Annotated in this window: 9 protein-coding genes; 2 read left to right on the top strand and 7 right to left on the bottom strand. The window is 76.3% G+C overall.

From position 1 onward, the window contains the following. Nucleotides 1–107, bottom strand: a 107-nt coding sequence (locus ABEB16_RS11875) for an FAD-dependent monooxygenase (protein WP_345712459.1), incomplete at its 3' end; no start/stop codon positions are given. 266 nt (nucleotides 108–373) lie between these two features. Here ABEB16_RS11875 and ABEB16_RS11870 point away from each other — a divergent pair. Then, nucleotides 374–1,240, top strand: coding sequence for an NAD-dependent protein deacetylase (locus ABEB16_RS11870; protein WP_345712457.1), 867 nt, complete (start codon nucleotides 374–376; stop codon nucleotides 1,238–1,240). 40 nt (nucleotides 1,241–1,280) lie between these two features. Here the strand turns inward: ABEB16_RS11870 and ABEB16_RS11865 are convergent, their stop codons facing one another. Continuing rightward, nucleotides 1,281–1,931: an MOSC domain-containing protein gene (locus ABEB16_RS11865; protein WP_345712456.1), complete on the bottom strand. Its 651-nt coding sequence runs from the start codon at nucleotides 1,929–1,931 to the stop codon at nucleotides 1,281–1,283. 51 nt (nucleotides 1,932–1,982) lie between these two features. On the opposite strand from ABEB16_RS11865, the gene ABEB16_RS11860 reads away from it, so the two are divergent. Beyond that, nucleotides 1,983–2,546 carry an NYN domain-containing protein gene (locus ABEB16_RS11860; protein WP_345712455.1) on the top strand — a complete coding sequence of 188 codons (564 nt, stop codon included), beginning with the start codon at nucleotides 1,983–1,985 and terminating at the stop codon, nucleotides 2,544–2,546. Between the two features lie 121 nt (nucleotides 2,547–2,667). Here the strand turns inward: ABEB16_RS11860 and ABEB16_RS11855 are convergent, their stop codons facing one another. From ABEB16_RS11855 to ABEB16_RS11835, 5 genes are all read right to left on the bottom strand, one after another. Next, the gene (locus ABEB16_RS11855) at nucleotides 2,668–3,000 is read right to left on the bottom strand and encodes a DUF3817 domain-containing protein (protein WP_345712454.1); all 333 of its coding nucleotides are present in this window, start codon (nucleotides 2,998–3,000) and stop codon (nucleotides 2,668–2,670) included. A 107-nt stretch (nucleotides 3,001–3,107) separates the two neighbouring features. Beyond that, nucleotides 3,108–5,399, bottom strand: coding sequence for a putative bifunctional diguanylate cyclase/phosphodiesterase (locus ABEB16_RS11850; protein WP_345712453.1), 2,292 nt, complete (start codon nucleotides 5,397–5,399; stop codon nucleotides 3,108–3,110). 111 nt (nucleotides 5,400–5,510) lie between these two features. After that, on the bottom strand, nucleotides 5,511–6,998 hold the full coding sequence (locus ABEB16_RS11845) for a gamma-aminobutyraldehyde dehydrogenase (protein WP_345712458.1): 1,488 nt from the start codon (nucleotides 6,996–6,998) through the stop codon (nucleotides 5,511–5,513). 59 nt (nucleotides 6,999–7,057) lie between these two features. Beyond that, nucleotides 7,058–8,491: an NAD(P)/FAD-dependent oxidoreductase gene (locus tag ABEB16_RS11840; RefSeq protein ID WP_345712452.1), complete on the bottom strand. Its 1,434-nt coding sequence runs from the start codon at nucleotides 8,489–8,491 to the stop codon at nucleotides 7,058–7,060. 103 nt (nucleotides 8,492–8,594) lie between these two features. Beyond that, nucleotides 8,595–9,201 (bottom strand): M15 family metallopeptidase (locus ABEB16_RS11835; protein ID WP_345712451.1); only part of this gene is annotated, 607 nt, incomplete at its 5' end.

Raw genomic sequence — 9,201 nt, 5'->3', positions numbered from 1 at the left:
GCGGCGGCGTCGAGGACACGCACGTCCACCCCGGCGGCCGCGAGGCGGCAGGCGAGCACGAGCCCCGTGGGGCCGGCCCCGGCGACGAGCACCGTGCAGTGGCTCATGACCTCTCCTTCATGTTAGTCACTCACAACAGTGAGAGGCTAACGCCGGATCCGGTGCCGGGGAAGGTCCGGGCGTGCGCCCTCCCGCCCTTCTCCGGGTTCGGGCGCTCCACAGGCCCTGCGCGGTCGCCCTTCTCCGGGTTCGGGCGCGTCAGGGGCGAGGCGGGGCCGCCCGAACCCGGGGAAGGACGCGTCAGGGGTGAGGCGGGGCGCCACCCCGGGGTGCCGGGTCGCGCCCGGCGGCGTGCCCGGGTGAGCATGGGCACGTGACGACGGAGCCGGCCCTGCGCGCCGCACCCGATGCCCTCGCCGCGCTGCACGACCTCGTGGCCGCCGGTGGGGTCGTCGTCCTCAGCGGCGCGGGCCTGTCCACCGACTCCGGCATCCCCGACTACCGCGGCCCCAACGGCTCGCTGCAGCGGCACACCCCCATGACGTACCAGGAGTTCACCGGCTCCGCCGACGGGCGGCTGCGCTACTGGGCGCGCAGCCACGTCGGCTGGGGCCGGTTCCGGCGCGCCGAACCCAACGCCGGGCACCGCGCCCTCGCGGCGCTGGAGACCGCCGGCCTGCTCGACGGCACCGTCACCCAGAACGTCGACGGCCTGCACACCGCCGCCGGCGCCCGCCGCGTCGTCGAGCTGCACGGCAACCTCGACCGCGTGGTGTGCCTGGCCTGCGGCGACGTCAGCGCCCGCGACGAGCTCGCCGCCCGGCTGCGGGAGGCCAACCCCGCCTTCGACGCCCGCCTCGCCGAGCTCGCCGTCGTCAACCCCGACGGCGACGCCGACCTCACCGCCGAGCAGGTCGCCGGGTTCCGGATGGTGCCCTGCCGCCGCTGCGGCGCCGACGCGCTCAAGGCCGACGTCGTCTTCTTCGGCGAGAACGTCCCGCGCGAGCGCGTCGACGACAGCTACGCGCTCGTCGAGGCGGCCCGCTGCCTGCTCGTCGTCGGCTCCTCCCTGACCGTCATGTCCGGGTACCGGTTCGTGCTGCACGCCGCCAAGCGCGGCACCCCCGTCGCGATCGTCAACCTCGGGCCCACCCGGGGCGACGGCAAGGCCGACGTGCGGGTGGACGCCCCGCTGGGCGAGGTGCTGCCCGCGCTGGCGGCGGGGCTGGCCGGGGCCTGACCCGGGGCCTGACCCGGGCGCTGAACCCGGGTGCGGTCCCTCAGCGGGACAGCCGCTGCCGCACCGTCTCCCGCTCGGCGTCGGGGAACTCCGGCACCTCCAGCAGCAGCGGCAGCAGCTCCGGGTGCCGGGTCAGCGCCTTGAACGAGGTGCTCACCGTCACCCCGTGCGCGGGCCGGTCCAGCACCTCCACCGCGTCCCCCGCCCGCACCTCGCCCGGCACGAGGACGCGCAGGTAGGCGCCGGAGACGGCGTGCTCGGTGAACCGCTTGACCCAGCGCGGCTCGCCCATCCGCACCGCGAACGTGCGGCACGGGATGCGCGGGCACGACACCTGCAGCTCCAGCCCCGACGGGAAGCGCCAGCGCTCGCCGATGACCGCGCCGTCCACGTCGAGGCCGCTCGTCGTGAGGTTCTCCCCGAACGTCCCCGGCGCCAGCTCGCGGCCCAGCAGGCCCTCCCAGGTGTCGAGGTCCTCGCGGGCGTAGGCGTAGACGGCCTGGTCGTCGCCGCCGTGGTTCTCCCGGTCGCAGATCGCGTCACCGGCCAGGCCGCTGCCGCCGGTCCCCTTGGGGCCGGGCGCGCTGACGTGCACGGGACCGTCGACGGGCAGCTTGTGGATCCCCGTGGTGCCGGTCTTCGCGTCGATCTCGCGGGGCCGGCCGACGTTGACGGTGAGGATGGTCGACACCCGGTCAGCGTAGGCCGGGGCGGGCGGATCACGGAGGGCTAGGCTGCCCGCATGGCTGGAGCCGGGCTCACGTACGTCGTCGTCGACGGCGAGAACATCGACGCGACCCTCGGTGGCTCGATCCTCGACGGCCGCCCCAGCCCCGAGCAGCGCCCGCGCTGGGACCGCGTCCTGGACTTCGCCCGCCGCCGCTGGGACCAGCCCGCCAAGGGGCTGTTCTTCCTCAACGCCTCCTCCGGCTACATGCCGCTGCCGTTCGTGCAGGCGCTGCTGGCCCTCGGGTACTCCCCGATCCCGCTGGCCGGCGCGCCCGGGGAGAAGGTCGTGGACATCGGCATCCAGCGCACGCTGGAGGCGCTGGTGGAGCGCGACGGCGACGTCATGCTGGGCAGCCACGACGGCGACTTCCTGCCGCAGGTGGAGGCGCTGCTCGGCGGTGGCCGGCGCGTGGGGATGCTGGCGTTCCGGGAGTTCGTCAACGCCGGGTACACCCCGCTGCACGAGCGCGGCCTGGAGGTGTTCGACCTCGAGGACGACGTGCGCGGGTTCAACGTCGTGCTGCCGCGCATCCGGATCATCCCGCTCGCGGACTTCGACCCGCTGCGCTACCTCTGAGGAGGGCGGGGTCGCGCCTCCCATCGCCCATCTCCGGGTTCGGGCGCCTGACCGACCCCTCGGGAGCGCCCGGACCCGGAGATGGGCGATGGGAGGGTGGCTCGGGGTCGCCCGCCCCGCGTCAGGCCGCGCGCAGGCCGGCGCCGGCCGGCAGCAGGCCGCGGCGGGTGGCCACCCGCTCGAACACCACCGTGCCCAGCGGCGGCACCGCCGCCACCAGCGCCAGCAGCACCGTCGGCCACAGCCGCCAGCGCAGCACCCGCGCCGTGAGCAGCGCCACGAGCACGTAGGCCGTGAACAGCACCCCGTGCACCATGCCCACGACGGGCACCCCGCCCTCGTGCGGCGCCTCCACGACGTACTTGAGGAACATCGCCACCAGCAGCGCCACCCAGGACACGGCCTCGGCGACGGCGACGGTGCGGAACAGGACGACGGCCGGGCGGTTCGGCACGGGGGGCACTCCTGCGGGACGGGACGGGGTGGGGTGGGCCGCTGCGGCCCGTCCCCAGTCTCACCCGCGGTGGCGGCCCGCCCCGCCGCGGGGCGGTGTTCGCTGCCTCACAGCCGCCCCGCGACGGCCCCCGCCACAGCGCCCGCGGCAGCCCCCGCGCCCGCCCCGGCCGCCTGCCGCGCCGCGTCCAGCGCGCTCACCGCGCACCCCCCCGCGGCCTGCGCCACCAGCGCCGCGAACGCCTCCGCCGCCAGCGGCCGCGCGAAGTGGAACCCCTGCGCGTACGTCACCCCCAGCTCCCGCAGCGGCGGCACCTGCGCGCCGGACGCCACCCCCTCCGCCAGCAACGTCACGCCCAGCGCCCGGCACAGCGCCGAGATGCCCTGCAGCAGCGGGACCTCCGCGCTGCCCTCGACGAGCTCCGTGAGGGACTTGTCCAGCTTCACCACCGAGATCGGGAACCGGCGCAGGTACGTCAGCGACGTGTACCCCACCCCGAAGTCGTCGAGGCTGATCGGGAACCCGGCCGCCGCCAGCGCCTCGAAGACCGACGTGCTCGCCGCGTCCGCCGGCAGCTCGTCGTGCTCGGTGATCTCCAGGTGGACGCGGTCCGGGCTCAGGCCGTGCCGCTCCACGAGGGCGCCCACCGCCCGGTGCAGGTTCGGCCGGCGCATGCTGCCGATCCCCAGGTTGAGGTGCACGTCCACCCGGGGCAGGCCCGCCGCGTCCCAGGCCGCCAGCTGCTCCACCGCCTGCGCCGCGACCTGTTCGTCGAGGCGGGCGCCCAACCCCGCCGCCTCGACCGCCGGCAGGAACGCGTCCGGGCTGACCACGCCCCAGCGCGGGTGCTTCCAGCGCACCAGCGCCTCCGCGCCGACGACCCGCGTGCCCTCCAGCGCCACGATCGGCTGGTAGAGCACGACGAGGCGGCCGACCTGCTCCGGGTCGCCGCCCTCCAGCAGCAGCCGCAGCTCCCTGCGCAGCTCGAAGTCGCCGAGCACCCGCTCGCGCAGCTCCGGGCGGTACGTCAGGGCGCGGCCCTTGCCGGCCTGCTTCGCGGCGTACATCGCGACGTCGGCGTCGAGGAGGAGGTCGTCGGGGCAGGCCCCGTGCGGCAGCCCCACCACCCCCACGCTCGCCGAGATCGCGGTGGGCACCCCGAGGCAGTCGAACGGCGGGTCGAGCGCGGCCAGCACCAGGTCACCGGCGCCCCAGCCGTCCGCCGCGTCGGCGACCACGACGAGGAACTCGTCCCCGCCGGTGCGGGCCACCACGCCGCGCGGGCCCACGGCCGCGGTCAGCCGCGCCCCCACCTCCACGAGCAGCTCGTCGCCCGCGCGGTGACCACCGACGTCGTTGACGTGCTTGAAGTCGTCGAGGTCCACCACGCATAGCTGCAGCGGCTCTCCCGCCAGCCGCCGGCGCAGCTCGTCGACGGCGCCGTCCAGCCCGCGGCGGTTGAGCAGCTCGGTGAGCGGGTCCCGCTCGGCGAGGTGCTCGGCGTGGCGCAGCGACAGCAGCGCCGTGGTGAGCCCGGCGCCGCCGAGCAGGTAGCCCGCGGGCACGACGAGGCTCTCGCCGATGCTGGGCAGCACCCCCGCCAGCCCGAGCGCCCACAGCAGCGGGGCGGTGACGTACGCCGGGGCCGCGGCGAGCAGCCGCGCGGACGCCGAGCGCAGGCGGCGGCCCGGTGCCCGCACCGCGAAGAGCCCCATGTCCGGCTGCAGGGCCGCCAGCCCCAGCAGCAGCGCGCCCGCGGCGGTGAGCACCTGCATGGGCTGCCCCGGCAGGGCCACGCGCTGCCCGCTGACCATGGCGAGCAGGTCGCACAGCAGGTAGGACGCGCTGCCCGCCAGCGCCAGGGTGGTGCTGCGCTCCATCCCGCGGCGCACGAGGGCCAGGTGCACGATCATGGCGAGGGCCCAGATGTCGAACGCGGGCACGGCCAGGGCCACCCACGGCATCGGCGCGTCCGGGGCCGCCTGCTCCAGCACCAGCACGACCTGCACGGCCAGCAGGGCGGCACCCGCGGCGGCGAGGAACGCGTCGGCGCGCCCGAGGTGGGAGTCGCCGCGCAGCTGGGTGAACAGGACGGCGATCACCAGCCCGCCCGACAGCGCCTCCACGGCCAGCACGAGGTCCCCGGCCACCGCGGTCTCCCGGCCCGTCGCGGCGGTGATCACGTCCACGCCGAGCAGCATGCCCAGGCTCAGCGCCACCAGCGCCCACGGCAGCCGGTGGCGGGGGCGGTGCAGCCGCATGCCCGCCAGGACGAGGACGAGGCCGGAGCTGACGCACACCAGGCCCAGCGGGGTGCGCAGGTCGGGCACGAGCAGGCCCAGCAGGGCCAGCCCGGCCGCCACCGCCAGGGCACCGGTCGTCCGCGTTCCTCGTCGCACCCGTCCGCCCCTCCCTCTCCGCCCGTCCTCGGGGAGTTGTCGGCACGCGCGGTGCCGGGCTGGTTCCGCCGACCGGGCGAGGGCGACCCGGCCGGCGGTGCCGGCGGTGGGTCAGCGGCCGCCGAAGACGGTGCGGTGCCAGCCCTTGCGGGCCACCCCGGTGCGGTCGAGCATCACGTGCTTGACGCTGGTGTACTCCTCCAGCGAGTAGGCGCTCATGTCCTTGCCGAACCCGGAGCCCTTCACCCCGCCGTGCGGCATCTCGCTGGTGATCGGGACGTGGTCGTTGACCCACACGCAGCCGGCCTGGATCTCCGCCGCCGCGCGCAGCGACCGGAACACGTCGCGCGTCCACGCCGAGGCGGCCAGCCCGTAGGGGGTGTCGTTGGCCAGCTCGACGCCCTCGTCGTCGCCGTCGAAGGGCAGCACGACGAGGACGGGCCCGAACACCTCCTCCTGCACGATCTCGGAGTCCTGCGCGGCGCCCACGACGAGGGTGGGGGAGTAGAACGCGCCGGCGGAGAGGTCGTCCCCCGCCGCGGAGACCTTCGGTGCCTCCCCGCCGGTGACGACGCGGGCGCCGGCGGCGCGGGCGCGGTCGACGACGGCCGCGACGCGGTCGCGCTGGCGGTGGGAGGCCAGCGGGCCCATGTCGGTGTCCTCCGCGGTGGGCGGCCCGACGCGCACCGACGCCATGACCTCCGCGACGCCCGCGACGAACGCCTCGTACAGCGGGCGCTGGACGTAGGCGCGGGTCGCGGCGGTGCAGTCCTGGCCGCTGTTGATCAGGGAGGCCGCGACGGCGCCCTGCACGGCCGCCTCCAGGTCGGCGTCGTCGAACACCACGAACGGCGCCTTGCCGCCGAGCTCGAGGTGGACGCGGGCGCCGCGGCGGGAGGCCAGCTCCATGACGCGCCGGCCCACGGCCGTGGAGCCGGTGAAGGACGTCATCGCCACGTCCGGGTGCGACACGAGCGCCTCGCCGGCCACCGGCCCGGTGCCGGTGACGACGTTGAACACCCCCGGCGGCAGCCCCGCCGCGGTGAGGACCTCCGCGAACAGCAGCGTCGTCAGCGGGGTGGTCTCGGCGGGCTTGAGGACGATGGTGTTGCCGGCGGCGATCGCGGGCAGCACCTTCCACGCGGCCATCTGCAGCGGGTAGTTCCACGGCGCGATCGAGCCGACGACGCCGACCGGCTCGCGGCGGACCATCGAGGTGTGGTCGCCGTCGTACTCGGCGGCCGCCTTGCCCTCCAGGTGGCGGGCGGCGCCGGCGAAGAACGCGGTGTTGTCGACGGTGCCGGGCACGTCGAACTCCCGCGCCATCCGCAGCGACTTGCCCGTCTGGGCGGTCTCCGCCTGCGCGAGCTCCTCGGCGCGCCCGGCGAGCAGCACCGCGGCCCGGTTGAGGACCTCCGCCCGCGCCGCCGGGGTGGTGCGGGCCCAGGTGCGCAGCGCGGTCTTCGCGGAGGCGACCGCCTCGGCCACGTCCTCGGCGGTGGCGGCGGTGAACGTCGCGACCGCCGCGGCGGTGGCGGGGTCGGTCACCACCAGCGGCTCGCCGCGGCCGTGCCGGCGCTCGCCGTCGACGTGCTGCATCGGCTGGTGCTCGCCCACGCGGGGGTCCTCTCCTGGTGCCGGGGTGGTGGGTGCGGTGCTCACGAGGCGAACCCCACGCCGGCGGCGTCGAGGGCGCGCAGCAGCGGGCCGCGCCGGCCGTCGCGGTCGGCCCGGACGAGCGCGCGGGTGGTGGCCTGCACGCCCGCCCACGCGAAGGGCTCCGGCGGGAACGGCAGCGGCTTGCGGCGCACCATCTCCAGCTCGGTGCGCTCGGTGGAGGCACCCGCCAGCAGGTCGAGCACGACGTCCGCGCAGAAGCGGGTGGCCGCCACACCGAGGCCCGTGTACCCGGCGGCCCCGGCGATCCGCCCGTTCGCGGCGGTGCTGAAGAACGGGAAGAACCGGGTGCACGTGTCGATCGCGCCGCCCCAGGCGTGGCTGAACCGCACGCCCTCCAGCTGCGGGAACGTCGCGAGCAGGTGCGCGGCGAGGGTGCGGAACGTCGCCGGACGCTGGTCGTGCCCGGCGCGCAGGCCGCGGCCGAAGTGGTAGACCGCGTCGTAGCCGCCGAACAGGATCCGGTCGTCCGCCGAGAGCCGGTAGTAGTGGAACTGGTTGCCGACGTCGGACAGGCCCTGGCGGCCCTTCCAGCCGATCGCCTCCCGCTGGGCGGCGGTGAGCGGCTCGGTCATGAGGGCGTAGTCGTAGACGGGGACGGTGTGCAGCCGGGTGCGCCGCAGCAGGGAGGGGAAGGCGTTCGTGGCCAGGGCCACCCGGCCGGCGGTGACGCTGCCGCTGCCGCCGGGGCCCCCGGTGCGCAGGTGCACCGCCCACCTGTCGCTGCGCAGGTCCCGCACCGGGGTGTGCTCGGCGATGCGGACGCCGGCCTCCAGGCAGGCGCGGCGCAGCTCCCGCACCAGCTTGGCCGGGTGCACCAGCGCCGTGCCGCGCCGGTCGAGCAGCCCGGCCAGGTAGGTGGGGGAGTCCACCTCGGCGCGCACGGCGTCGGCGTCGAGGAACTCCAGGTCCCCGGCCAGCGGGTCGGCGGCGGCCTCGCGCAGGTCGTCGACGTGGTGCGGTGCGAGCGCCACGTCGAGGCTGCCGGTGCGCTCGAACTCGCAGTCCATCCCGTAGCGGGTGACGGCGGCCTCGATGGCGTCGAGGTTCTCCCGGCCCAGCCGGTCCAGCTGCTCCAGCTCCCCGGGCAGGTGGAGGCGGCCGTTGGCGGTGCCGTGGGTGAGGCTGGCGCTGACGAAGCCGCCGTTGCGCCCGGAGGCCGCCCAGCCGCAGGTGGCGCCCTCCAGCACCAGCACGTCGCGGCCGGGGTCGCGCTCCTTGGCCAGCAGCGCCGTCCACAGCCCCGCGTAGCCGCCGCCGACGACGGCGAGGTCGGTGCGGGTGGTGCCGGTCAGCGGCGGCTCGGGGGTGGTGCGCAGGCCGGGGTCGAGGGAGGCGTCGAGCCAGAAGGGGGTGGTCGCCGCGCCGGCGAGGGAGGTGCTGACGAGCGCCGGGTCGACGGGGGGGAAGGACATCGGGATCCGATCGGTGCGGGTTCCGTGGCGAAATGGGCTTCCTGCTGCGGAAACCCTCGCCGGACGCTCGACTCCCTGTCAAGGACCACCCGGTGGCAGGTGCTCAGCGGCCCGACAGGGAGAAGTGCTGGTAGTCCTTCGGCGACGACCACGCCCCGCCCCACGAGAACCCCTCCGCCGCGAACGCCGCCACCACCGCGTCCCCGGCCCGCACCAGCCCCGGGCGCGGCTGCGAGCGGTCCAGGAAGGCGCGACCGGCCCCGGGGAGCACCGTGGTGCCGCGCACGTACGGGTTCTGCACCGGGTTCAGGTCCACGGCGGTGCCCCAGGAGTGCTCGGAGAACCGCGAGCCGCCCGTCACGGCCCGGCAGTTGAACGCGGAGGTGTTGTTCGCCGCCATCGAGGCGTCGTCGGAGCCGCCGAACGCCTCCACCGGCTCCACCCGCTCGATCGGGAAGCGGAGCGCGTGCAGCCGGACGAACACCCGCACCAGCGCGTCCGCGGCGCTCTCGTGCACCACGACCCGGCCCACCTGCTCGCGGCCGGCGAAGTCCACGAAGGGCACGAGCAGCAGGCGCAGCCGCTCCGGCGGGACGGGGCAGCCCGGGCGCCAGGACGCGGGCAGGTCGGCCGCCGCCACGGGCAGCACCGCGGGCACGGCCGGCGCCGGCGGCTCGGGCACGGCGGGGGCCGGCGGCACGAGCGCGGGG

Origin of the sequence: Kineococcus glutinatus, from assembly GCF_039542765.1 — a bacterium.
Taxonomy (GTDB): domain Bacteria; phylum Actinomycetota; class Actinomycetes; order Actinomycetales; family Kineococcaceae; genus Kineococcus_A; species Kineococcus_A glutinatus.
This window is presented reverse-complemented; position numbering and strand designations above follow the sequence as displayed.